Origin of the sequence: Pseudomonas sp. 22526 (assembly GCF_052044735.1) — a bacterium.
GTDB lineage: Bacteria > Pseudomonadota > Gammaproteobacteria > Pseudomonadales > Pseudomonadaceae > Aquipseudomonas > Aquipseudomonas piscium.
In genome coordinates this window covers 56286-81085 of record NZ_JBQENK010000001.1, presented here as the reverse complement: position 1 = coordinate 81085, position 24800 = coordinate 56286, and the positions used below count along the sequence as shown (strand labels likewise).

General features: G+C 58.0%; 21 protein-coding genes and 1 pseudogene. 15 read left to right on the top strand and 7 right to left on the bottom strand.

Annotated features, from left to right (window positions below):
• The first annotated feature begins 16 nt into the window (after nucleotides 1-16).
• The 9 genes from ACTJKT_RS00380 to ACTJKT_RS00340 all read left to right on the top strand — a co-directional run bounded on the left by ACTJKT_RS00380 (nucleotide 17) and on the right by ACTJKT_RS00340 (nucleotide 11645).
• A complete protein-coding gene (locus ACTJKT_RS00380) occupies nucleotides 17-799 on the top strand; it encodes a carbohydrate deacetylase (RefSeq protein WP_440786052.1) in 783 nt (260 codons plus the stop codon).
• Nucleotides 800-966: 167 nt separating this feature from the next.
• Nucleotides 967-3015, top strand: coding sequence for a type VI secretion system Vgr family protein (locus ACTJKT_RS00375; protein WP_440785716.1), 2049 nt, complete (start codon nucleotides 967-969; stop codon nucleotides 3013-3015).
• On the top strand, nucleotides 3006-3866 hold the full coding sequence (locus ACTJKT_RS00370) for a hypothetical protein (RefSeq protein ID WP_440785715.1): 861 nt from the start codon (nucleotides 3006-3008) through the stop codon (nucleotides 3864-3866). Before ACTJKT_RS00375 ends, ACTJKT_RS00370 begins: the two co-directional genes overlap by 10 nt.
• Nucleotides 3867-3902: 36 nt before the next feature.
• Nucleotides 3903-7160 (top strand): hypothetical protein, encoded by a 3258-nt coding sequence (locus ACTJKT_RS00365; RefSeq protein ID WP_440785714.1) that lies wholly within the window; start codon nucleotides 3903-3905, stop codon nucleotides 7158-7160.
• A gap of 1 nt (nucleotide 7161) precedes the next feature.
• Nucleotides 7162-8154: a tetratricopeptide repeat protein gene (locus tag ACTJKT_RS00360; protein WP_440785713.1), complete on the top strand. Its 993-nt coding sequence runs from the start codon at nucleotides 7162-7164 to the stop codon at nucleotides 8152-8154.
• A gap of 20 nt (nucleotides 8155-8174) precedes the next feature.
• Complete coding sequence (locus tag ACTJKT_RS00355; RefSeq protein ID WP_440785712.1) at nucleotides 8175-9146, top strand: tetratricopeptide repeat protein; 972 nt, start codon at nucleotides 8175-8177, stop codon at nucleotides 9144-9146.
• 51 nt (nucleotides 9147-9197) lie between these two features.
• A complete protein-coding gene (locus ACTJKT_RS00350; protein ID WP_440785711.1) occupies nucleotides 9198-10169 on the top strand; it encodes a tetratricopeptide repeat protein in 972 nt (323 codons plus the stop codon).
• Nucleotides 10170-10174: 5 nt separating this feature from the next.
• Entirely contained in the window at nucleotides 10175-11149 is a 975-nt protein-coding gene (locus ACTJKT_RS00345) for a tetratricopeptide repeat protein (protein WP_440785710.1), read from the top strand.
• A gap of 235 nt (nucleotides 11150-11384) precedes the next feature.
• The gene (locus ACTJKT_RS00340; protein ID WP_440785709.1) at nucleotides 11385-11645 is read left to right on the top strand and encodes a DUF2790 domain-containing protein; all 261 of its coding nucleotides are present in this window, start codon (nucleotides 11385-11387) and stop codon (nucleotides 11643-11645) included.
• A 145-nt stretch (nucleotides 11646-11790) separates the two neighbouring features.
• Here ACTJKT_RS00340 and ACTJKT_RS00335 read toward each other — a convergent pair whose 3' ends face one another.
• Nucleotides 11791-12060 carry a DUF1652 domain-containing protein gene (locus tag ACTJKT_RS00335; protein WP_096374174.1) on the bottom strand — a complete coding sequence of 90 codons (270 nt, stop codon included), beginning with the start codon at nucleotides 12058-12060 and terminating at the stop codon, nucleotides 11791-11793.
• 472 nt (nucleotides 12061-12532) lie between these two features.
• Here ACTJKT_RS00335 and eco point away from each other — a divergent pair, with 472 nt between their 5' ends.
• A complete protein-coding gene (gene eco, locus ACTJKT_RS00330; protein ID WP_440785708.1) occupies nucleotides 12533-13015 on the top strand; it encodes a serine protease inhibitor ecotin in 483 nt (160 codons plus the stop codon).
• A gap of 187 nt (nucleotides 13016-13202) precedes the next feature.
• Here the strand turns inward: eco and ilvA are convergent.
• Nucleotides 13203-14210, bottom strand: a pseudogene (gene ilvA, locus ACTJKT_RS00325) (threonine ammonia-lyase, biosynthetic); the annotation flags it as partial.
• A gap of 282 nt (nucleotides 14211-14492) precedes the next feature.
• Between ilvA and ACTJKT_RS00320 the strand changes: the two are divergent.
• From ACTJKT_RS00320 to map, 3 genes are all read left to right on the top strand, one after another.
• Complete coding sequence (locus tag ACTJKT_RS00320; RefSeq protein WP_038579174.1) at nucleotides 14493-14828, top strand: DUF2834 domain-containing protein; 336 nt, start codon at nucleotides 14493-14495, stop codon at nucleotides 14826-14828.
• A gap of 78 nt (nucleotides 14829-14906) precedes the next feature.
• A complete protein-coding gene (locus ACTJKT_RS00315; protein WP_009048910.1) occupies nucleotides 14907-15110 on the top strand; it encodes a ParD-like family protein in 204 nt (67 codons plus the stop codon).
• The gene (map, locus tag ACTJKT_RS00310) at nucleotides 15107-15871 is read left to right on the top strand and encodes a type I methionyl aminopeptidase (RefSeq protein ID WP_440785707.1); all 765 of its coding nucleotides are present in this window, start codon (nucleotides 15107-15109) and stop codon (nucleotides 15869-15871) included. Before ACTJKT_RS00315 ends, map begins: the two co-directional genes overlap by 4 nt.
• Before the next feature lie 4 nt (nucleotides 15872-15875).
• Here map and ACTJKT_RS00305 read toward each other — a convergent pair whose 3' ends face one another.
• On the bottom strand, nucleotides 15876-16814 hold the full coding sequence (locus tag ACTJKT_RS00305) for a magnesium transporter CorA family protein (protein WP_440785706.1): 939 nt from the start codon (nucleotides 16812-16814) through the stop codon (nucleotides 15876-15878).
• 7 nt (nucleotides 16815-16821) lie between these two features.
• Nucleotides 16822-18408 carry a RimK family protein gene (locus tag ACTJKT_RS00300; RefSeq protein ID WP_440785705.1) on the bottom strand — a complete coding sequence of 529 codons (1587 nt, stop codon included), beginning with the start codon at nucleotides 18406-18408 and terminating at the stop codon, nucleotides 16822-16824.
• A gap of 92 nt (nucleotides 18409-18500) precedes the next feature.
• Between ACTJKT_RS00300 and rimI the strand changes: the two genes are divergently transcribed.
• Nucleotides 18501-19613: a ribosomal protein S18-alanine N-acetyltransferase gene (gene rimI / locus ACTJKT_RS00295; protein WP_440785704.1), complete on the top strand. Its 1113-nt coding sequence runs from the start codon at nucleotides 18501-18503 to the stop codon at nucleotides 19611-19613.
• A gap of 107 nt (nucleotides 19614-19720) precedes the next feature.
• Here rimI and ACTJKT_RS00290 read toward each other — a convergent pair whose 3' ends face one another.
• From ACTJKT_RS00290 to lpxO, 3 genes are all read right to left on the bottom strand, one after another.
• Complete coding sequence (locus ACTJKT_RS00290; protein WP_440785703.1) at nucleotides 19721-20869, bottom strand: PQQ-dependent sugar dehydrogenase; 1149 nt, start codon at nucleotides 20867-20869, stop codon at nucleotides 19721-19723.
• 67 nt (nucleotides 20870-20936) lie between these two features.
• Nucleotides 20937-21299 carry a hypothetical protein gene (locus ACTJKT_RS00285; RefSeq protein WP_440785702.1) on the bottom strand — a complete coding sequence of 121 codons (363 nt, stop codon included), beginning with the start codon at nucleotides 21297-21299 and terminating at the stop codon, nucleotides 20937-20939.
• Nucleotides 21300-21575: 276 nt separating this feature from the next.
• Complete coding sequence (lpxO, locus tag ACTJKT_RS00280) at nucleotides 21576-22475, bottom strand: lipid A hydroxylase LpxO (protein ID WP_440785701.1); 900 nt, start codon at nucleotides 22473-22475, stop codon at nucleotides 21576-21578.
• A gap of 537 nt (nucleotides 22476-23012) precedes the next feature.
• Here lpxO and ACTJKT_RS00275 point away from each other — a divergent pair.
• Entirely contained in the window at nucleotides 23013-24599 is a 1587-nt protein-coding gene (locus ACTJKT_RS00275; RefSeq protein WP_009043780.1) for an ABC-F family ATPase, read from the top strand.
• Nucleotides 24600-24800 lie beyond the last annotated feature (201 nt).

Genomic DNA, 24800 nt, shown 5'->3' with positions numbered 1-24800 from the left:
TACTTTGAACAGCCGTTTGAACAGCACAGAGACCGCGGCGAAGCTGCCGGCGGTGATCGTCAATGCCGACGACTTCGGCCTCGACCCCGAGTACAACCAGCTGACCCTGCGCGCCTTCGAGCGTGGGGTCATCAGCTCCGCGACCCTGATGGCCAATATGCCGGCCTTCGAGGACGCCTGCCGGCTGGCCCGCGAGAACAATCTGCAAGGACGCATCGGCCTGCATTTCAACCTGACCTACGGCGAGCCGCTGAGCATGCCGATCCGCAGCCAGCGGCGGTTCTGCAACAGCAGCGGCGAGTTCGACCTCAGGCTGCCGCGCTCGGTGCTGCGCCTGCCGGCCAGTTGCGTGGCTGCGATCCGCGACGAACTCGAAGCGCAATGGCAGCGCTGCCTCGACCAGGGCCTGCGCCCGAGCCATATCGACTCCCATCAGCACGTGCACAACCTGTGGCCGATCGCCCCGATCGTCGCCCGCTTCGCCGCGCAACAGGGGGTGCCGGTGCGCCTGGCGCGTAATGTCGGGGGCAATATCGGCCTGGCCAAGCGCCTGTTCAAGAACGCCCTGAACCGGCGCATCGTCCATTTGAGCGGCGCCACGGTGGCCTTCGTCTGCACCCCGCGGGACCTGCTGCAAGGCTTCCGGCCAGCCGGTGCGCTGGAGGTGGTGGCCCACCCGACCCAGCTGGCCGACGGCGATTTCGGTGATGATTACCTGCCCGAGGGCCAATCCCTGGACCAGCTGCTACGGGAAACCCTGAGGGGCTATCGGTATATCGCCTACAGCCAACTCCGCTGATGCCCGTAGGGCGTTAGCCGGATGGCTTGTCAGGCCTGAGTGACAGTTAGCAGGGACATTTCTGAATGTTCCAGGGGGGCGGATGGCGGCGGCCGACCCCGCTTGAATCGACTGGCTTATTCCTGCACCATCCGCCCCCTGCTTATTCAATGGATGGATTTCACGGCATGCTGGATGCTAACGCTACCCATATTTCCCTGACGATCGAAGGCGCCTCGGTCGACCTTCAGGTCCTCAGTTTCGTTGGCCGCGAAGCCCTCAATCAGCCCTTCTGCTTCGATATCGAACTGGTCAGCGCGCGTCCCGACCTCAAGCTCGAGGAACTGCTGCACAAGCCGGCCTGCCTGACATTCGGCAGCACTGGCAAAGGCCTGATCCATGGCCTGGTGTACCGCATCGCCCAGGGCGATTCCGGGCGCAAGCTGACCCGCTACAGCATCAGCCTGACCCCGCAGCTCAACTACCTGCGCCACAGCGTCAACCAGAAGATCTACCAGCATCTGAGCGTGCCGAAGATCATCGCCCAGGTCCTCGAGGCCCGCGGCATCCTGGCCGACGCCTACAGTTTCCAGCTCGGCGCCACCTATCCGGAGCGGGTCTACTGCACCCAGTACGACGAATCCGACCTGCACTTCATCCAGCGCCTGTGCGAAGAAGAAGGCATTCACTTTCACTTCCAGCACAGTGCCAGCGGCCACAAGCTGGTGTTCGGCGACGACCAGACGGTGTTCCGCAAGCTGGCGGCGGTGAACTACCAGCAGGACTCCGGCATGGCCGCCGAACAGCCGGTGATCAAGCGCTTCAACCTGCGCCTGGAAACCCGCACCAGCCGCGTCAGCCGCCGCGACTACGACTTCGAGAAACCGCGCCTGCTGCCCGAAGGCGCGGCCAAGTCCGGGGTCATGCCGGACCTGGAAGACTACGACTACCCCGGCCTGTTCACCCAGCAGGCCCGCGGCAAACAACTGGCGACCCGCGCCCTGGAACGCCACCGCAGCGACTACCAATTGGCCGAAGGCAAAGGCGACGAGCCGAGCCTGGTCAGCGGTCACTTCCTGACCCTGGCCGCACACCCGCGCAGCGAATGGAACGACCTGTGGCTGTTGCTGGAAGTGATCCACGAGGGCAAGCAGCCGCAAGTGCTGGGCGAGAACATCACCAGCGACGTCACCAGCAACAAGGACGATTTCCACCAGGGTTACCGCAACCGCTTCCTCGCCACCCCCTGGGACGCCCACTACCGCCCGCCGCTGGAACACCCTAAGCCTAAGTCCCTGGGCAGCCAGACCGCCGTGGTCACCGGGCCCAAGGGTGAAGAGATCCATTGCGACCAGTACGGGCGGATCAAGGTGCAGTTCCACTGGGACCGCGACGGCCAGGCCGACGACAACACCTCCTGCTGGGTCCGCGTCGCCAGCGGCTGGGCCGGTAAGGCCTACGGCGGCATCGCCATCCCGCGGATCGGCATGGAAGTGCTGGTGACCTTCCTCGAAGGCGACCCCGACCAGCCCCTGGTCACCGGCTGCCTGTACCACAAGGAAAACGTCGTCCCCTACGACCTGCCGGCGAACAAGACCCGCAGCACCTTCAAGACCCTCAGCTCGCCGGGCGGCAAGGGCTACAACGAACTGCGCATCGAAGACAAGAAAGGCGCCGAGCAGATCTACCTGCACGCCCAGCGCGACTGGGACGAAAACGTCGAGCACGACCAGCGGATCCGCGTCGGCAACCAACGCCACGACACCGTCGAAGCCAACAGCCTCACCGAACTCAAGGCCGAAGAACACCGCATCACCCACCTCGACCGCAAGAGCGAAATCCGCGCCAACGACCACCTCACCGTGGCCGTCACCCAGCACGCCAACATCGGCACCGCGCAATTCGTCGAAGCCGGCCAGGAGATTCACTACAAGGCCGGGACCAAGGCCGTGCTGGAAGCCGGCGCCGAACTGACCGCCAAGGCCGGCGGCAGCTTTGTGAAGCTCGACGGCGGTGGCGTGACCATCAGCGGGGCCGATGTGAAGATCAATTCCGGCGGCGCGCCGGGGGTGGGTACACCGGCGGCGCCGCTGTTGCCCGGCCCCTTGAAACTCGCCGATAACGACAAGGCCGGCAAGGTCCCGCTGCCCAGCCGCCTGAACGAGTCGGGCATCACCCCGCTGTGCGGAAAACAGAGCAACGGCGCCTGCAGCCGTAAGGATTGCACATGCATGTAAACGCCATGAACGCCCTGCTGGCCGCACCGCGTTATACCTTCGAGCAACTGCCCCGCGATGGCTCCAGCCAGAGCCTGTGCTTCATCATCGATCGCGGCCGCCAGCCCGAGGCCATGTCGATTCTTTATCGTGTCGGCGAGCCGATGAACACCCAGCCCCTGTTCGGCAATACCGACTTGGCCGAACTGGCCAGCGAAGGCCCGCTGTGGCTGGTCGCCCCCTGGGGCAGCCGTCTGGCCGCCGAAGCCGCGCGCCTGTGCGCAGAGAACGGCGCCGGCATCGCCCTCACCGCCGAGGATCCCGCCCAGGCCCTGGTCCACGCCCGCTGGCTGCTGAAGGCCAACGACGGCTCCGGCGGCCAGAGCCTGCTGAGCTATCACAAGGCCAGCCTGTGGGCCGCCCTGGTCTACACCGCCGGCGACACCGCGAATCAGCTGTTCGGCCCCTGGCAGAACGTCTACAGCCCTGCCCCGCGCAATTTCGGCTCACAGAACGGCCACTGGCTGGCCTGGAGCACCAACGCCCAGCAGCCCTGGAACGCCGACGGCCCCGCCTTCAACCTCCCCGCCGACACCGCCAGGGTCCAGGCACGCCTGGGCTGGGTGTACTGGGTCGACGAGCAATACGCCGCCTTCGGCGAACCCGAGGATGAACGCCTGCCAGACATCACCGAGAACCTCGACGTGCTGCTGGAACACCAGATTTATGAAGGCCGACATTTGCTCAAGCTGGCCCCGGTGGTCAATGGGCCACTGTTTAAAACCCGGCCACAAGCCATGACTGTCCTGCAATCCAAGGAAGAGTCGTTCATCAAGGTTGAACAGCTGCAGCAACTCGCCAGCGACGCCTGATGAACCTCACCGCGCCCCGCACGAATGGAAGCATTTATGGAATCTGATACCTCTGTTGCATCGAAAGCCGCTCCCAAACCGGCAGCTCAGACGACTGTGGCCAAACCGCCAAAACAGCTGGACCCGCAACCTAAACTGCCAAAGAGTTGCGAAACTTCCTTCGAAAAGGTCAAAACACCTTGCTCAACCACTTTCGGGGAAGTGATTTACGCAACCAAAGAGCAAATGTTTTACCTGCTTCCTGATCGTGCGGCGACTTCGATCAAGGAGGCAATGAAGGAACTCGAGGATCATCTTTCAGCTGGAAAGTCTCCCGAAGAGCGGCAGAAAGCCATGAACAAGCTTGGGCTGCTGGAGTATTTCCTGGAGCCCAAATTGGCCAACTTCCTCGAAGGCGAGCAGCGCAGCCGCATGCTGGAGATCGAGAAACAGGAGCCTTACATCGACCAACCCACCATGGCGATGCGCATCAAAGCGGCAAAAAGAGAAGCCGAGTACGCTGCCAAGGCTCAGGGGGCGAAAGAGCAACCCGACTCCTACCTCAGTCGCGAGCTGGCCAGCACTCAACAGGATCAGTTTCTCGAAGCCCACAAAGAAGGCATGCATCTTCAGCATCTGCATCATGAGTGGAAAAAGCTCAAGAAAATCGCTGTGGCACAGGCTGAAAAAGAGGGCTACATCTACGAAAACGGCAACTTGTTCACCCCAGAAGCACTTGAAGCGCGCAAACGTGTTCAAACTTATCTGAAGGCTCGCAAAGAGCTGATTGACGACGACGAACTGACCACGCTCAGTGCAGACGATCTGGCGAAAAATAAAAAGTTCTATTTGGATGCCACCAACTGCGCGAGCGACGGCAAGGCACAAATGTGCCGTTATCTGGAATTGCAAGCTGAGGAACGCAAGAGGCTGGAGAAGAAGTTCAGCGCTTATATCGACGCAATCCTGAAAGTCGCGGACTACGGGTTGGCTCTGCCTGAATTCGCGTTGATTCCGGAAAATGGCGCCATTGAAGCAGGCATTGAGCAGTTCAAGTCCTATCTTGAGACGGAACAGCAGCAAAATGACGTCAGTGAGCGGATCCGCAGCAAATACAAAGCCTGGATTGACGCTAGCGGTCAGAACATTCCCGCCCCCTCTGGTTTGATCGATGCCGAACAGGCTGAATGGGAACGCCTCCAGCAATCGAGAATTGCCTTGCGTGCTACAGCGGAAGCCGCCGTGGCCAAAACCACCCCGCTCCGCCACCTGTTGTGGGAGCCGGAACAGTTCGAACCGAAACCGGAAGAACGTCGGGTAAAGGCAGGATTCCCATTACGGGAAGTCAGTTTGCTGAGCGCCGTGAACAAGCCCTTGAAGCACTTTAGCCTGTTGAACCTTGAAGGCATCAGAAAAGTAGTGAAAGAGGACTTGAGCAAAATAGGAGCCGATCTCGAAGAAGATCTGGTGAAAGTGCCTGGTAACAGCAGCGAAAAGTCCACTGAAGACACAACCGACAATTCATTCCACGAATGGCTGCGTCTACAAGGCGCCATCGCGATCAAGGACCAGGAAAATAACTGGTTTGACGCCCAAGGCTGGTTTGATGTCGAGCTCTTCTATAGCTACCTGCAAAGCAAGAACTACAAGGTCAGTACGCTTGAAGATGCCTCCGTCAGGCAGGAATGGGGTTTGCGGCTGCGCCAGTTGTTGTTCAAGGGTGAGGTTCGCAGTCAATTGAGGCTCTTCGATAAAAGCCCTCAGGCGCAGCTCATCAGGTGCCTCTCTCCTGCACAGTCGATGATTCACAAAGAGCTAAAGCTTGAAGGCCCCGAGTTCACGCTGGCCGATGGTTTCAAGGCCTCTGCCGAAGCCAGCTTCGGCATTGATCTGGCGCGTGGTGAAGTTGAACTTCTAAAAGTCGACCTCCCGGAACGCAGTCGGGCAAAAGAGTTTGTACTCAATTATCAGGACTACCAGGACCAGCCTCAGACGCTCAATCTCGGTCGTTTTTCCTTGCATCTGGGCGCCAGGGCATGGGGTTATGCCGGCGCGTCATTGCTTCTGTCATCAAGCATTGAACTGGGCGCGGGCAATGTTCGAGGCGGCATGAACCTGCAAGCCATTGAAAATGCCGAACGACCAGAAGCGAAACGAGCAATAGCGGTCACACAACGCAGCGCCATGCAGGACAATCCCACCAGTGCCTTGAAAGTAGAAGACGGCGCCAAGGCCGAATTCAGCCTGTTTGCCGGAGTCCAGGCGGGAGTTCTGCTGACAGGTGCCTTGAACTGGGCCCCCCCACAGCAAGTTGTATTACTGCGTACTGCACCGACTCCCGGGATGGCCGGTAAAGACAATGCCAATAAGGCAAGCCAATGGTTCAGTCTCGCAAGGCTCACAGCGGGATTCACCGGCTCCCTGGGTGCTGGCGCTAACGCAGACGTAACGATTTCGCTGCACGAAGGCCGCTTTATCATGAGGCTCAAGGCATCGCTGATAGTAGGTGCCGGTGGCGGTGGGGAGTTTGAGTTTGAGGTGGGGTACGACGGGGTAACAGAACTGATCAACCTGATACGTCGTGAGATGCATAAGAATCAGGGAAAGAGGCTGATCTTTGTTACAGGTGAAGCATCTGAGTTTATCGACAAGCTCAACTTTATCGGTACTGCCGGGATGAATGTGGCCATGGTCTATATGATGGGGTGGGATATGGCCATATCATTATACAAATCCCTAACTGGTGGGGGGCGTGGAGCTTTAATTGCTCATGCAATCATGAACTACCCTAAACCCGAGGAACTTAGACAGTGGTTTATTAATGCTACCCCACAGGCTCTTGGGCCAATGCTTATGACGCTAACCTCTGCAGCAAAGTCGTTCGAAACAACAGAATATGACGACAAAGATGCCTCATCCTCAAAAAAAGAATACTCAAAAGATGAATGCCACTTTCTTCAACAACAAGCAATAGAGCAGATCTTGGGATGGATCTTGGTAGAAGCGAAGCAAAAAAACACTATCAATTTGGTTCAAACCCAATTTGAAGAGTCATGTATGAGCATGAACGAATCTGGCGTCAAACCTATTGAAGGCGCAGAGCAGGCCTATTGCGAGAAAAGATTGAGAATGGACAACTTCATGTCCGAAGCAGTACAGCGACTTACGGATCCAAAGAGCGACCAGGTAAGAAGTCTATACAGAACACACATCAAGACACTTGGCGCTCGTTTGGACGGAACCTGTGTGAGAACGACCTATTACGGTAGGGACTTCCTACCTCGCGGCGCAGTTAAACATACAGTGAGCGAGTAACATGAAAAAAACCAAATCAATACTTAGCACCATCTTGTTCTCAACTTTTTTTATTTTTTTTGCATCTATAGATAACACACTAGCCGCATTAGCAGAAGAAGAAGCGCTAGCAAAAAAACAGGGAATCATTCTATTCAACCAATACAAAGTTGCTGAGCCAGAATTGCGTATTGCTGCTAGCGCAGGTGATAGCGAGTCGCAATTTTACCTAGCCGAATATATAAGAAAACAGAACCAGTACATCACACCTGAAGCTAAAAAATGGTATGAAGCTTCCGCAATCCAAGGCAACTACTATGCAATGTTTAGGCTCGCCACATCTAAAAGCGATCTATGCAGTGTAATCAAACAATGCCCTCCAGGTCTAAATACCCCCAGTGACTGGATGAAGTTGCTGTTGAAGACTACTGAGCCACTAATACAAAAAGGTGATGGAGAAGCAATGGCCGTGATGTATAGCATTAAGGGTGAACTGGACTGGCTAAAGAGGTCTGCCGATGCTGGATACGCCCCTGCGCAACGCTTGCTGGCCAACAGATATAAAGAAGGGGAAGGTTTTTTTATTTTCCCATGGGCACGTTCACAAGCTACTGAAGACCTATTAAAACAGGCTGCAGAGGGTGGTAACCCCAAAGCAATGATGGAATATTTCGGCGTTCTAAGAGGCGAAGGTGACTTGGCCGGAGCTCGTTACTGGTTAGAACAAGCAGCTAAAACTGGCTATGAAAGTGGCGTTTACGCTTATGGATATTTTCTAGCAGTAGAACCTGACACTTTAGGCTTCAAAACTGACTTAGTTAAGGGCCACGCATTAATATCTCTCCTGAAAGAGCTAGATGGAGGTGGTGGCGTACAGAAATTTGTGGATGACACACTGCCTAAAATAGAATCAAAGATGACAAACTTGCAAGTTACCGAAGCTGAAAGAAAATCTGTAGAATGGAAGGCCACCCACCCACCACTCTCCTTCTTTCCTCCTAAATTAGGTTTTTAGTATTCAATTGAATATACCCTATGAAGACGCCCTTCATTGCTACAGCTCTTTTCCTAATACTCTGTGGACAGGTAAATGCCGGGCTTTCACCAGAGCAGCAGGCTACTAAAGAACAAGGAATTGCATTATTCAATCAATATAAATCTGCGGAACATAAACTTCGATTAGCCGCAGAGGCGGGAGATCCTGAAGCACAGTTCTATCTAGCGGAAGAGCTACGCCTTACTAATCAGTTCATTACCAAAGAAGCACAATCATGGTATGAAAAATCCGCAGAGCAAGGCGATTTTTACTCCATGATTCGGCTAGGGCGCAGTAAAAAAGATCTGTGTGCAACGTTAAAAAACTGCCCTGATGGGAAAAGAACCCCATCAGGATGGTTAAAACACGCTCAAGACATGGCCAAACCAAAAGCAGAGCAAGGCGATGCCGAAGCCATGTTCATTATGTATGAAGTAACATCAAATAAAGATTGGTTGGAAAAATCCGCAGAGCATGATCATGCTATTGCTCAATACTGGATGGCAATTGGTATACGGCAAGGTGAAGGTTTCTTTCTGCCATGGAAACGTAACAGCGTCGTAGGCGACTGGCTAAGAAGGTCTGCAGAGAACGGCTATCCCAAGGCGATGATGGAGTATGCAGTCTTTTTATATGAAGACAATGGCGATCTATCTGCTGTACGAAAATGGATTAAGAAATCTGCCGAAGCCGGGCTAAAGGAAGGTATCAGCAGCTATGGTGCATACTTAGCCCATGCGCCATCACGCTTTGACTTCCCCTATGATGTTGTAAAAGGGTATGGGATAACCTCACTATTATCTGACTTGGATGGTGGCGGTGGAAACGTTCAACCTTACCTTGAAGAAGTACTTCCAGAAATTGCTGAAAAAATGACGCCCAGCCAAATCGAAGAAGCAAAAGAGTTTGCAATGAAATGGAAATCCTCTCACCCGCCCATTTCGTATTTTCCAGACAAACTTGGGTATTGACATTCACCACTAACAACCTCATCGATTTCTACTTGGACCGGAGATCACTTTTTGAAAATATCTTCCATAGTGACGGCTATTTTCTTGTTGTTCTCCAGTCAAGTGACCGCGGGGCTTTCGCCGGAGCAGCAGACCGCTAAAGAGCAAGGATTGATTCTATACAATCAGTTCAAAGCCACTTCGGCTGCTCCTTTTTTGACTGTTGCAGCCGAGGCAGGAGACGATGAGTCACAATACTTCTTGGCGGAGGCACTCAGAAAAAAGAATCACTTTATGAATTCTGAGGCAAAAAAGTGGTATGAGGCGGCCGCATCTCAAGGCAATTTATACGCGATGATTCAACTTGGCCGGGATAAGGATGACCTCTGCAAAATGGCAAAGGACTGTCCTATTGACCAGAAGAATCCAATTGATTGGCTAAATAAAGCTAAAGAACTTGCCGAACCTCAAGCTTCTGCAAAGGATGCAGAAGCAATGTATGTAATGTATGAGATTACACTGGATAACACTTGGCTTGAAAAAGCCGCCACTAACGGTCATGCGATTGCCCAGTACTGGATGGGAATACTGTACAAGCAGGGTGAAGGTTTTCTTTTGCCATGGAGCCGTGCCGAAGTAGTTGAGAAGTGGTTTAAGGCATCCGCCGAGGGTGGTTACCCAAAAGCGATGATGGAATATGCGGCCATATTGTTTGAAAAGGGTGACACAGAAGGCTTTCGTCAGTGGAATGAAAAAGCAGCTTTAACTGGTTATGCCCCAACAGTATATGGTTACGGCTCTGATCTTGCCCATGAACCCGATACTTATGGATTTCCTTTCGAGCCTATAAAAGGCTATGCCCTCATCTATCTTTTAAAGGAGTTGGACGGGGGCGGTGGAATGCAAGAAAATGTTGAATACAAGCTCCCTCTAATTGCAAAAAAAATGACCCCACAACAAATAGAGGAAGCAATAGAAGCATCCAAAAAGTGGAAGGTTAGCCACCCACCTCTATCTTTTTTCCCTGACAGGCTAAGCCAGTAACTCTTATGAGATTCCCTTACTGCATTGCCGTTATCTTGTTGATGGCTCTCAGCCAAGCTCATGCACAGTTTTCTGCGGAGCAGCAGACAGCTAAAGAACAAGGGTTGGTTCTATACAACCAGTTCAAAACCATTTCGGCAGTTCCTTATCTAAGAGCAGCTGCAGACGCTGGTGATTCAGAGTCACAGTATTTTTTAGGCGAGGCAATTCGCAAGAGCAAAAGATACATCACCCCTGAAGCGCAAAGTGCTTACGAGGCAGCGGCCCTGCAAGGTGATATCTATTCAATGATCCGGTTGGCCGGGAATGCCGATGATCTCTGCGTAGCAATGGGAAACTGCCCTGAAGGCCGTAAAGAGCCAAGAGAGTGGCTACAGATGGCTAAACAGCATGCAGGTGAGCAGGCTGCGAATGGTAATGCCGAGTCTATGTATCTTATGTACGAGCTTACTGCTGACAAGAAGTGGCTCGAACAATCGGCAGAGAATGGTTTTGCGCTCGCGCAGTATTTATTGGGAGTCGAATACAAAGAAGGTGGAGGTTTCTTTCTATCACCCTCAAGTAGAACAGAAAAGGCTGAGCATTGGATGAGAGCTTCGGCTCAAGGAGGTTACCCTAGAGGAATGATGGGGTTAGCTGCTATTTTGATAGAGAAAAAGGATCTTGAAGGCTTCAGACAGTGGAACGAAAAGGCTGCCAACTCTGGGTATGTAGAAGGTGTATTCGGATATGCCTCCTATTTGGCTGGAGAACCTTCTAATTACGGTTATTCATTAGATTTTGTAAAGTCATATGCGTTGCTTTCACTCTTGCTCGAACTGGATGGTGGGGGTGGCGTCCGCCGAGATGTTGAAGACATCCTGCCTAATATTGCAGAAAAAATTACCCCAGAACAAATACAGACTGCTGAGAAGCTTGCACATGAGTGGAAGGCCACTCACCCACCTCTTTCTTTTTTTCCTTTCAAGCTGAGTCGTTGATTGTTCTAATTGCCTCTATGAACATCCTTTTTGCTGAGAATTTCAGCTCAAACTCTTTTCCCCCAGCCGGCTATGAGTGATCAGCCCGGCACCTCAAAGATTCATTAGCCCCCTACTTAATCTTCGATTAATCCCCCAGCCCAAAACTGTACGAGACCGCGCAGCGCAGAATCCTCTGCCGCCCTCCGCGGCGTGCTCGATGGCGGTTTGTGTCGGGCTTATCGGAGAAATTCTCATGAACATGCGTATTTTGCTGGTCGGGGCCTTGGCTTTTGTCGGGGCTGTGGGTTTGGCTCAGGCGGACACGGCTCAGGTGCAGCCGGTGCCTTATCACTATGGCATGCCGCTGAATGTGGCCAAGGTGGTGTCGATGACCGAGCCTGCAACGCCGGAGTGCAAGGTGATCACCGCGGACATGACCTTTATCGACAAGGCGGGCAAGCTGGAGGCCATCAGCTACCGCAAATTGTCGGACGCCTGCAGTTATCAGAACTGAGGACTGCCCTGCTCTACCCCGCGCCAGGTTGCAGGCAGCTCGGCGATAGTCAGGCAGGGATTTTATTCGCGGTGAGTCGAGTTTGCGCCTGGCCCGGGATTTATCCAGGCCAGGCAGGCAACGCAGGCATTGGCAGAGCCGCCGATCAATGAACCCTGGACTTCAGGGTGATGGGCTGGCTGCCCGGATGATTGGCCAGGTCGTAGCGCAGTTCGGCGATCAGGTCGTTGATTTCCCGGCAGCCGTTGAGGCTCGCCGCATCGATACCGGTGACCACCAGGTCCACGCGGTCGGTTTCATGGTCGCCATAGACTTTCACGGTCATGTGCAGGTCGGGGCTCAGGGTGCACTCGCAGCGTTTGGGCAGGAAGCTGCATTCAATGATATTGCGCAGTTCCAAGGCAGATAAGAACATGGCAGATCTCTCCGTTGGTGCAGTGGCCATTCAATGATGGCAAGAATATCGTCTCGGGGTTCCACCCCCGAAATACGGCGTACGGCATGACTAAACCTCCCTGGAAGAGAAAGCCAATTCCTAGACTAGGCCGTATTTTTGCTTCTACTAAATTCTTTTTTGCTCTGAGCAGTGAGGCTTTTTTCACCCTCAGTCCTAGGACTTTCGCCCGACTGGAGGACCTCCTGCGGATCCGATAGCTGCCTCTCGCCAATAAAGGATGGAGCATATGCATGCCGTCCTCTCTCCCATTTTCATGCTTTATAAATCAACGACTTATCCATGGATATTGAAGGAAAACGTCATGTCAGTTGCCGCGGCGAAACGGGCCACGGTTTGCATGACCGGGCGTTACCCAGTCAAACTGCCCGGCGTTTCAAGCAAGCGGCTCCCTCCATGGAGAGAGCCGTCGATCAACCTGCAAGGAGGCCTTATGCGCTTTTTTCCTGTTTCCACCGCCATCGCTGTGCTGTTGAGCGGTATTTCCACCCTGAGCCATGCGGCCAAACTCGAAGACGTGGCGCCCTACCCCAAGGCCGAAGAAGGTTTTGTGCGTCAGGTGATCCATCTGCCCAAACAGGCCAAGGAAGAAGACTTCAAGGTCGAGGTGCTGGCCGGCAAGACCCTGACCGTCGACTGCAACCGTCAGCGCCTGGGCGGCGCGCTGGAAGAGAAGAACCTTGAGGGCTGGGGTTACCCCTACTACCGCCTGGACAAGGTCAGCGGCCCGATGAGCACCCTGATGGCCTGCCCCGAAGGCACCAGCAAGCAGGCGTTCGTGCCGGTGGTCGGCGAAGGCTTCGTGCTGCGCTACAACAGCAAGCTGCCGATCGTGATCTACGCCCCCAAGGACATTGAAGTGCGCTACCGCCTGTGGTCCGCCTCGGACAAGGTCGAAAAGGCCCGCGCGGAATAATCCAGCCCCCGGCGGCTGCATCGCAGGTGATGTAGCCGCTGCCGCAGGCTGCGATCGGCTACGCAGTAGCCGCCAGGCCAGGCAACGCGGTGCATCAGGGGTTCGGCTGGCGAGCGCTTCGCGCTCGTGCGCAGGCTTCGCCAGCGGCTACAGAAGCCCTGCTCCCTTCTTACACCAGCGCAACCGCACCCAAGGCCGCACGCTCGGCCACCTGCCCCAGGCGATCGAAGTTGATATTGGCCCCGGAATCGATGGCCACCAGGGTTTCGCCCTGCACCCCGCTGCGGGCCACGTACTGCTTGATCCCAGCCACCGCCAGCGCCCCCGACGGCTCGGTGATGGAACGGGTGTCATCGTAGATGTCCTTCATCGCGCAGCAGAGCTCATCGTTGCTCACTGTGATCACCTCGTCGACCAGCAAGCGACACAGCTCGAAACAATGGGCGCCGACCTGCGCCACGGCAACGCCGTCGGCAAAAGTGCCGACGCTGGGCAGCAGCACCCTTTCCCCGGCCTGCAACGCCTGCTGCAGGCAGTTGGAATGCTCGGACTCGACACCGACGATACGCACCTCAGGGCGCAGGTATTTCACATAGGCGGCGATGCCGGCGATCAATCCGCCTCCGCCCACCGGGACGAAGATCGCGTCCAGGCGCCCGGGGTGCTGACGCAGGATCTCCATGCCCACCGTGCCCTGCCCGGCGATCACGTCCGGGTCGTCGAAGGGCGAGACGAAGGTCTGGCCGCTGTGCTCGGCCAGCTGCAGGGCATGGGCCAGGGCAAAGGGAAAACTCTCGCCGTGCAGCACCGCCTCGGCGCCACGGCTGCTGACGCCCTGCACTTTCAGCTGCGGCGTGGTAGAGGGCATGACGATGGTCGCCTTGATCCCCAGTTCCCGCGCCGCCAGTGCCACGCCCTGGGCGTGATTGCCGGCGGACGCGGTAATCACCCCGCGCCGCTTTTGCTCGTCACTGAGCTGCACCAGCTTGTTGTAGGCGCCGCGGATCTTGAAGGAAAAGGTCGGCTGCAGATCCTCGCGCTTGAGCAGTACCTGGTTGCCCAGCGCCGCCGACAGGGCCGGCGCCGGTTGCAACGGGGTGCGCACCGCCAGGTCGTAGACCGGCGCCGCGAGAATCTTCTTCACGTAGTGCTCAAGCAGTTCCAGCGGGGTGTGCGGCTCGGCGGGATGGTTCATACGGCTCTCCTGGCTGTGTTGAAGACCCCGGAGACAGAAAGAAAAAACCCGCCTCTAGGGCGGGTTGGGTGCAGTCGTCAGCAATCCCGCCAATCAGGAATGGCGGTAATAATGCTTGGCTGGGAACGCAATGCGGAAAAAGTCATGGCCAGGAAATTAACCGGCGCGCTGCTGGCAAGTCAATGGCCAATTCTTTGAAGCGGCCGCTGCCTGCGCTACTCTCGCGGCTCGCTCAAGCCCTCATTCATAACCCCCCTCATTCATAAACCAAGGAAGGAACCCATGAAGTCTGTCGGATTGCCCCTGATTGCCCTGATCGCCTTTGCCGGCTACACCTTCGCGGTGATGCTGCAGGCGGAACAATCGCTGCTCGAGTTTGGCCTCGGCCTGATGTCCCGCCCCGACACCGCGCAGGTGGTGATCGACCTGTACCTGCTGGCGACCCTGGCCGGCATCTGGATGTACCGGGACGCCCGCTCTCGCGGCCAGTCCGCATTGTCGGTGCTGCCTTACCTGCTGCTGACGGCGGTGTTCGTCTCCATCGGTCCGCTGTTGTATCTGGTGGTTCGCGGCCTTCGTGAGCGCAGGTCCGCCAGCCCTGCCCGCCAGCAGGCTTGAACCCGATCGAGAGATCCCCGTTTGCCCACGAATATATGAAACGTATATGCTTCGTATATTTTCAGGAGCATGAATCCCGTGGGCATCGTCAAGATTTCAGATCAGTTGCATGAACAGATCCGCGTCGCCAGCGACGCCATGGATCGCTCCATCAACGCCCAGGCCGAGTTCTGGATCAAGATCGGCCTCTTGGCCGAACTCAATCCGCACCTGGCCTACAACGACCTGATCAATAAACTGCTGCTGAACAAGAGCGATCTGATCCGGGGGCGCAGCGAATGACCCAGGCCCTGATCAAGACCCCGCAACAACTGGCCCTGATGCGCGAGTCCGGGCGCCTGCTGGCGACGGTGTTCAGCTTTCTCGACGAGCTGGTCGCGCCCGGCCTTTCCACCATGGAGCTGGACACCGCGGTGGAGCGCTTCATCCGCCACGACCTGGGCGCCCGCCCGGCCAGCAAGGGCCAGTACAACTACCCCTACTCGATCAACACCTCGATCAACGAAGTGGTGTGCCATGGCATGCCCCATGAGCAGGCCATCCTCAAGGACGGCGACATCATCAACATCGACATCACCCTGGAAAAGAACGGCTTTATCGCCGACTCCAGCAAGATGTACCTGGTCGGCAACGTCAGCCCCAAGGCCCAGCATCTGGTGAGCGCCACCTTCGAGGCGATGTGGCAAGGCATCAAGGTGGTCCGCCCCGGCGCGCGCCTTGGCGATATCGGCCACGCCATCCAGAAACACGCGGAAACCCAAGGCTACAGCGTGGTGCGCGAGTACTGCGGCCACGGCATCGGTCGGCAGATGCACGAAGAACCGCAGATCCTGCATTTCGGTCGCCCCGGCACCGGCCTGGAGCTGCGCGAAGGCATGGTGTTCACCATCGAGCCGATGATCAACCAGGGCAGCGCCCGGGTGCGCGGCCTGAAAGACGGCTGGACCGTGGTCACCCGGGACAACCGCCTGTCGGCGCAGTGGGAACACACGGTGGCGGTGACCCGCGACGGTTACGAAGTACTGACCCTGCAACCGGCCTGAACGCTCAGGCGCACTTGCCGCTGCCGGTCAGGCGCCTGAGACCGAGCACCATCCCCCCCGCCGCCAGCAGCATCGCCACGAGGAACAGGGGGTAGGCAATCCACCAGGGGGTGCCGGCGGTCATCATGCTGAATTCGGACATGCCGCCAATGCTGGCGATCAGGTTCAACGGCAGGAACACCACGTTGATCAGGGTCAGTTTGCGCAGCAGGCTGTTCATGTTGTTGTTCATCAGGTTGCCGCGCGCGTCGATCAGCCCGGAAAACACCGTCGAATAGATCTCCGCCTGTTTGTAGCACTGGTTGTTCTCGATGATCAGGTCGTCGATCAGGCCGATGGCCTCGGCGCTGAAATGTTCCTTCTCGGCGTGGTTGCGCAACCGGGTCAGCACCGCGCCGTTGCTGTGAATGGCGTTGATGTAATAGATCAGGCTTTCGCTGAGGTTGAACATCTGGATCAGGTGGCGGTTCTCCATCGAGTCGTTGAACTTCTGCTGCAACTCCCGGGCGACCATCTTGATCACCTTGAGGTGCCCCAGGTAGTGATGGATGTTGTTGGACAGCAGGTCCAGCAATACGTCGAGGGGGCTGTGCAAGGCCTGGCGCGCCCCCAGGCCGCTGAGCTGGGTGTCGTCGTGGGCGATCACCAGCAGGCGCTGCGGGGAAAACAGCAGGCCGCAGGACGACACCTCGAACGACAGGCTGCCGCCGCCGGAGTAGTTCTCCGGACGCTTCCAGATCAGGAACAGGTTGTCCGGGTGGAACTCGATGCGCGACACCTCGTCCGGGTCCAGGGCCGAGGCCAGGGCGTGTTCGTCAAGCTTGAAGTCCGTGTGCAGCAGGTCGCGTTCGGCGAGGTCGGGGTTGCTGAACAGCATCACCTCGGCGTCCAGGCGCTCCACCGCCAGCAGGCGGCCCTGGGTCAGCTGATAGCTCTTGATCATCGACCGTTCACCAGGCCTGTCCGCGGCGCTTGAGCTCCAGGCGGCGGACGAACTCCTCGAGTACCAGGGAATACAGGTCGTCACGCAGGTAGGCATCTTCGATGCCGGCGTCCAGGTTCGGGTTGTCGTTGACTTCGATCACCACCACCTTGTCGCCGGACTGTTTCAGGTCCACACCGTACAGGCCGTCGCCGATCAGATTGGCGGTCTTCACCGCCAGCTCCACTACCGCCCGCGGCGCCTCGTGGATCGCCAGGGTGCGGCATTCGCCGTTGATGTCCTGGCCCTTGGCCTTGTGGTTGTAGATCTGCCAATGGCCCTTGGACATGAAGTACTGGCAGGCAAAGATCGGCTTGCGGTTGAGTACGCCGATGCGCCAGTCGTACTCGGTGTAGAAGAACTCCTGGGCCAGCAGCAGCACCGAGTGCTCGAACAGCTCGGCGGTGGCCTCCAGCAGCGCCTGTTGGCTCTCGACCTTGATCACCCCGCGGGAGAAACAGCCGTCGGGAATCTTCAGCACCAGCGGGAAGCCCAGGCGTTCACCGACCCGCTCGAAATCTTCCGGTCGCTCCTTGTACAGAATCTCGGTGGCGGGCATGCCCAGCTGGTGGCTTTTCAGCAGATCGGTCAGGTAGACCTTGTTGGTGCAGCGCAGGATCGAGGCGGGATCGTCCATCACCACCAGGCCTTCGCTTTCGGCCTTCTTGGCGAAGCGGTAGGTGTGGTTGTCGACGCTGGTGGTCTCGCGGATCAGCAAGGCGTCGTACTCGGCGATACGCGAGTAATCCTTCTTCTCGATCAGCTCGACATCGATGCCCAGGCCCTTGCCGACCCGGACAAAATTCTCCAGCGCCCGGGCGTTGGAAGGCGGCAAGGCTTCCTGGGGGTCATGCAGGATCGCCAGGTCATACCGGGCCAATCTTTTCGAGCGCGGCACGCGCCAGATCTTCCGGCTGAAACTGTCCAGGGAGAGAGCGAATTGATCTTCCTGATCTTCGCGCAACTTATGTAGCGCACCCGCCTTCACGCCTTCGATATGCCAGCCGTTAGTTCGTTTGAAGTCCACCAGTAATATCGGGCAGGGAAAAACTTCGAACAACTGACGGGCCAACTCCTGCAAGGGCTCTATATGAGTCTTGCCGAAGTAAAGGGTCAGGGTAAAACCTTCGGTATCGCTGTAAAGATGATTGCTCAGGGCCTTTTCCAGGGTTTTATCCAGGTCGTCCAGGGCCAGCCCGTAGAGCGATTTGCGGGTCAGCTCGCTGATGGTGCGCACCGAGGGAATCACCTTGTGCCCCCGCGCCTCGGCCAGCAGCGAGCAGTAGTAACCGTGGCCCAGGTACTTGTAGCTGCGACACAGGTTGATCACCTGGACCCGCTTGCCGGGTTGGGTTTCACGGGTCTGTTCCAGGTATTCCTGAGCGCTGACGATATCTTCGCTGGGGAAGTAAGAGGCCCAGTCTTCCTTGCGTTCGACAATAATGACCAGCTGACTGGAAGTTTCGCCAAGCGTTGAAAAATAATTAACCGGAGTTATTGTCGCCGGCAGACTTTGCTCGGATACTTCACGCCAATGACCTTGTACCGCTGACATAATGTTTGATCCGTTTTAGAACAAGACCTTTTCTATTAAGCACGAACTTTTTTAAAAGTCTCGTTTCGTTACGCAACTTTTACGGCGGTAATATGGATCTTGTCTTTCGCGTTGCCCTACCTGAGGACCTGCCCGCTCTGGTACGGCTGGAACAGCAGTGTTTCACCACCGATCGCCTCACCCCGCGCAGCTTCCAGTGGATGATCAGCCGCGCCCATGCGCGCTTGATCGTCGCCGAGCACGCAGGAAATCTGCTGGGTTATGCCCTGGTGCTGTTCCATCGCGGTACGTCCCTGGCGCGCCTGTACTCGATCGCCACCGCGGTCGAAGCCCGCGGGCTGGGCTTGGGCAAGCGCCTGCTGGAACAGATCGAAGCCTGCGCGCGGGAGCATGACTGCGCCTACCTGCGGCTTGAGGTGCGCACCGACAACCCGACCGCTATCGCCCTGTACGAACGCAGCGGTTATCGGCGCTTCGCCGTGCTGCACGATTACTACGAGGACCACACCGATGCCCTGCGCCTGGAAAAACGCATCCTGCAGCATCGCGAAACCCGCAGTATCAGCGTGCCCTACTACCAACAGACCACCGACTTCACCTGCGGCCCGGCCTGCCTGCTGATGGCCATGGGCGCGCTGCAACCCGGACGGGCCCTGGAGCGGCGCGAGGAGCTGCAGCTGTGGCGCGAGGCGACCACCGTGTTCATGACCTCCGGCCATGGCGGCTGCAGCCCCCAGGGGCTGGCGTTGGCCGCGTGGCGCCGGGGCTTCAGGGTCAGGCTGCAGGTCAATACCCGCGGGCCGCTGTTTCTCGGCGGGGTGCGCGACGAGCATAAAAAAGACGTCATGCGCCTGGTGCACGAGGAGTTCTGTGCAGAGCTGGATAGCAGCGACGTGTTGCAGGTGCTGGGTGGGCCACTGGACCTGCCAAGGTTGCTGGCCGATGGAGGCCAGCCCCTGGTGCTGATCAGCAGCTACCGCCTGACCCGCTCCAAGGCCCCGCATTGGATAATGGTCACCGACTGCGACGAGGAGTTCGTCTACCTGCACGATCCCGATGTCGACCACAGCCAGCACCGCCAGCCGATGGATTGCCAGCACCTGCCGGTGAGCCACAGCGAGTTCGCCAAGATGTGCCGTTTCGGCAGCGGCAAGCTGCAGGCGGCGGTGATCCTCTACCCTGCCCCCGCGCCCGTCGCCCTGTAGGAGCGAAGCTTGCTCGCGAAAAAACCCTCGACGATAACCCGTGTTGGTAGGATGAATCGCCGCTTCGCGGCTATCGCGAGCAAGCTTCGCTCCTACAGGTACCTAAATTATTCCAGGCCGACCTTGTACAGCCTGCCCTTGTCCTCGTCGGTCAGCACATACAGATAACCGTCCGGCCCCTGGCGCACGTCGCGGATGCGCTCTTTGAGTTCGCCCAGCAGGCGCTCCTCGTGGCCCACCTTGTCGCCGTCGAACTGCAGGCGGATCAGTTCCTGGGAAGCCAGGGCGCCGATAAACAGGTTGTGTTGCCAGGCCTTGAAGCGGTCGCCGTCATAGAAGGCCATGCCGCTGATGCCAGGGGACTTCTCCCAGACATGCCGCGGCGCCACCGTACCCGGGGCAGTCTTGCCCTGGGCTTCGGGAATCGGCGCGCCGGAATAGTTGATGCCATGGGTCGCCAGGGGCCAGCCGTAGTTCTTGCCACGCTCGATCAGGTTGATTTCGTCGCCGCCCTTGGGCCCATGCTCGTTATCCCACAGGGTGCCGCTCCAGGGATTGAGCGCCGCGCCCTGGGGGTTGCGGTGACCGTAGGACCAGATTTCCGGGCGCACGCCCGGCTGGCCGACAAAGGGGTTGTCCTCCGGGATCCGGCCGTCCGGATACAGGCGCACGATCTTGCCCTGCAACTTGTCCAGGTCCTGGGCGGTCGGGCGCTCGTTGTTTTCCCCCAGGGTGATGAACAGGTAGCCGTCGCGGTCGAACACCAGGCGCGAACCGAAATGGTTGCCGGTGGAGAGCTTGGGCGCCTGACGGAAAATCACCTGGAAGTCCTTGATCGCCTTCAAGTCCTTGGACAATCGCCCGCGCCCCACCGCCGTCCCCGCCGTGCCGCCCTCGCCGCCACCTTCGGCGTAGGACAGATAGACCAGGCGGTCCTGCTTGAAGTCCGGCGACAACACCACATCCAGCAACCCGCCCTGGCCCTTGGCCCAGACCTGCGGCACGCCGCCCAGGGGCGCCGAGAGCTTGCCGTCGGCGCCGACCAGCCGCAGGTTGCCGGGGCGCTCGGTCACCAGAATGCCCTGGCGGTCCGGCAGGAACGCCAGGGCCCAGGGGTGGTCCAGGCCCTCGACCAGCGGGGTCAGGCTCAGCGGGCCCAGCTCGCTCTGCAACTGTTGGGTAGCGGCCACCGCGGGTAGCGCGCTGCCCAGAACAAGGCTGGCGCAGACTGTCGCCAAGAGGGTTTTACGCAACATGCACGATTCCTTCTGTCGATAAAAAGGTTTCCGCCCGGGGCCGGCATCGGCCTCGGGCGGTCAGCGTTTATCGCTGCTGTTGGTTACGGGGTGGGGTCACGGGTGTCGGATCGATGATCCGCGGCTGGGTGATGGTGCGCGGGTAACCGTTGCCGATGCCGCCGTTCTCCAGGGTCGGAGGGCGTTGCACCGGTACTGGATTAACCCCACGGACAGCCGGGGCACTGGGCTGGGTGCCCTGCATGCTGTTGGGGTTGGCCCGACGTATCGGGCTGTTGTAGGGATTGTTGTTGCTGCCGGGCAGGTTCTGCGCCAGCAGCATGGCGGGCGCCGGGCTGCTATCCGCGAACGCCTGGGGCGTGGCGAACGCCGCGATGCTGGCCCCGCTCATCAGGGCGAACACGGCAAGACCGCGAAGCAGGTTGTTCATGGCGACCCTCCTGGATGACGACGAGTTATCGCATTCGAGTCCAGGCTACGTCGCAGGTTCGGCCTTGTTAATTAAATAATCCGTCAGACATGTAACACGAGTTATCGGCTCGCCCGAAGAGGCGATACAGATCCCGAAAGCTGCCGCTCAGGCATCAAGGCCAGGCCAGGCGGCAGTGGATCACGACATAGACGGATTGGGAGGCGGTAGGCGCGGACAGGCCTTGAAAGACTTATCGCGGGCAANCCCGCGATCAGCGATTCGCCATCCGGCGAATCAGATGAAGATGAACAGCAGCAACAACCCAGCGAAGATCGCCCACTTTTCCAGGTAATAAAGCTTGCGGTTGCGCTTTTTCAGCTCTTTGCCGCGCAGGCGGATCTTGTACAGCTTGGTGAAGGCGCGGTTCAGGCCCCCGGTGCGGTCGCCGGCATCGTTGGGCGAGCCGGCGGCGGCCATCACGGTGCGGCTGAACCAGCGGTTGAAGGCGGCGGCCCAGCGGTACTTCATCGGCCGCTCCACGTCGCAGAACAGGATGATGCGGTTCTGCTCGGTGGTGTTTTCCGCGTAGTGGATGTAGGTCTCGTCGAACATCACCGCCTCGCCATCACGCCAGTGATACTTCTCACCGTCGACATTGATGTAGCAACCGGCACTGTTGGGCGTTTCCAGGCCCAGGTGGTAACGGTAGGAACCGGCATAAGGGTCGCGATGGCGCACCAGCTTCGAGCCCGGCGGCAGTTCGGCGAACATCGCCGCCTTGATCGAACCGATGCTTTGCACCAGTTCGGTGGTCCGCGGGCACAGCTTCATCGCCGAAGGATGGCTGTCGCCGTACCACTTCAGGTAGAAGCGCTTCCAGCCGGTCTTGAAGAACGAGTTGAAGCCGACGTCGTCGTACTGCTCCGAACGCTTGATCTCACCGGCCCTGAGCAGGCTCTGGCCTTCGGCGCGGATTTCTTCCCAGTGCGCCTGCAGCGGGCTCAGGTCGGGAAAGTCGGCCGGATCGAGGTATGGACGGTTGGGGATCTTCGAGAACAGATAAAGGAAGCAGTTGATGGGGGCCAGGAAGGTCGAGTGATCACTCAGCTGGCGGCCCAGTTTATGGCGCACGCGACCACGCAGGTGCACATACGCGATGGATAGAACGTAAACAGCGGCAATGATGAGTTTCACGGAAATCGTCACATGTCAGAAGAGAACATACTGCGCCCCGCTAGGGCCACCTGGGCCGAGGGGGTCATGTGCAGCGTCCGAAAGCGATAAGAGGTCCTGATGGTACGTCCCTGAACCCATGCCAATGATGGCATGTGGCAACTGGTCGGCATTTTAGCCACAGTTTGTAACCAAAGGTTAACTCCCATTTGTGAAAATGTGTCCGCCTACCGTGCCACGACCTAAGTCGCATTGCCCGGGGCAAATCCGCAGCGGCGACTTTTACAACGGCAGACGCTTACCGGCCTGTATGAAAAATCCGTGGCTCGCTGTCATACAACTGCCCGCGCACATATGCGACAATGCGCGCCAAATTCCAACATGAACTCCCGCATTTTTTGCTCGGCAGCTTGGCCCATGCCTCAAAGCTGCTGTCGACGTATGCCCGCTGGCTCAGCTCAACCCCGACCCGGTCCTGCCCTGGAGAGACTCCAGACAGGGTTTTCCAATCGGTGTCAGCCGTTTCATGTCAGCTCTAAATCACTGATAGGTAAGTAATTGATCTCCACAGCTAACATCACGATGCAGTTCGGCGCCAAGCCGCTATTCGAGAACGTTTCGGTCAAGTTCAACGGCGGCAACCGCTATGGCCTGATCGGCGCCAACGGTTGCGGCAAATCGACTTTCATGAAGATCCTCGGCGGCGACCTCGAGCCGTCCGGCGGCCAGGTCATGCTGGAGCCGAACGTTCGCCTGGGTAAACTGCGCCAGGACCAGTTCGCCTACGAAGAATTCACCGTGATCGACACCGTGATCATGGGTCACGAAGAGCTGTGGAAGGTCAAGGCCGAGCGCGATCGCATCTACTCGCTGCCGGAAATGAGCGAAGAAGACGGCATGGCCGTGGCCGAGCTGGAAACCGACTTCGCCGAGATGGACGGCTACACCGCCGAATCCCGCGCCGGTGAACTGCTGCTGGGCCTGGGCATTCCCCTGGAACAGCATTTCGGCCCGATGACCGAAGTGGCTCCGGGCTGGAAACTGCGGGTCTTGCTGGCCCAGGCCCTGTTCTCCGATCCGGAAGTGCTGCTGCTCGACGAACCGACCAACCACCTGGACATCAACACCATCCGCTGGCTGGAAACGATTCTGACGGCGCGTAACAGCACCATGATCATCATTTCCCACGACCGTCACTTCCTCAACAGCGTCTGCACCCACATGGCCGACCTGGACTACGGTGAGCTGCGCCTGTTCCCGGGCAACTACGACGAGTACATGACCGCGGCGACCCAGTCCCGCGAGCAGCTGCTGTCGGACAACGCCAAGAAGAAAGCCCAGATCGCCGAGCTGCAGACCTTCGTCAGCCGCTTCTCGGCCAACGCCTCGAAAGCCAAGCAGGCCACCTCCCGCGCCAAGCAGATCGACAAGATCCAGCTGGCCGAGGTCAAGCCATCGAGCCGCGTCAGCCCGTTCATCCGCTTCGAACAGACCAAGAAGCTGCACCGCCAGGCCGTGACCATCGAGCAGATGTCCAAGGGCTTCGACGGCAAGACCCTGTTCAAGAACTTCAGCTTCACCGTCGAAGCCGGCGAGCGCGTGGCGATCATCGGCCCGAACGGTATCGGCAAGACCACCCTGCTGCGCACCCTGATGGGCGAGCTGACCCCGGACGCCGGTTCGGTGAAGTGGACCGAAAGCGCCGAGCTGGGCTACTACGCCCAGGACCACGCCCATGACTTCGAAGACGACGTCAGCCTGTTCGACTGGATGGGCCAATGGACTCAAGGCGAGCAGATCATCCGTGGCACCCTGGGCCGCATGCTGTTCTCCAACGACGAGATCCTCAAGTCGGTGAAAGTCATCTCCGGTGGTGAACAGGGCCGCATGCTGTTCGGCAAGCTGATCCTGCAAAAGCCCAACGTACTGGTGATGGACGAACCGACCAACCACCTGGACATGGAATCCATCGAGGCGCTGAACCTGGCGCTGGAAAACTACCCGGGCACCCTGATCTTCGTCAGCCACGACCGTGAGTTCGTATCGTCCCTGGCCACTCGCATCATCGAGCTGAGCCCGAACGGCGTGACCGACTTCAGCGGCACCTACGACGACTACCTGCGCAGCCAGGGCGTGGTGTTCTAAGGAACACCCGTTGGTTGCCGATCTGAAAGCCCCGTCCCTGTGACGGGGCTTTTTTTGTGCGGCTATAAAAGCATCGCGAGCAAACGGGCGTTGACCGACTGCTCCTGCAGCGACGCAAACCGCTTTTTGTAGGAGCGAGCTTGCTCGCGATAGCAGTCCTGCAAGCCACATCGATGTTGAATGTATCGGCCTCATCGCGGG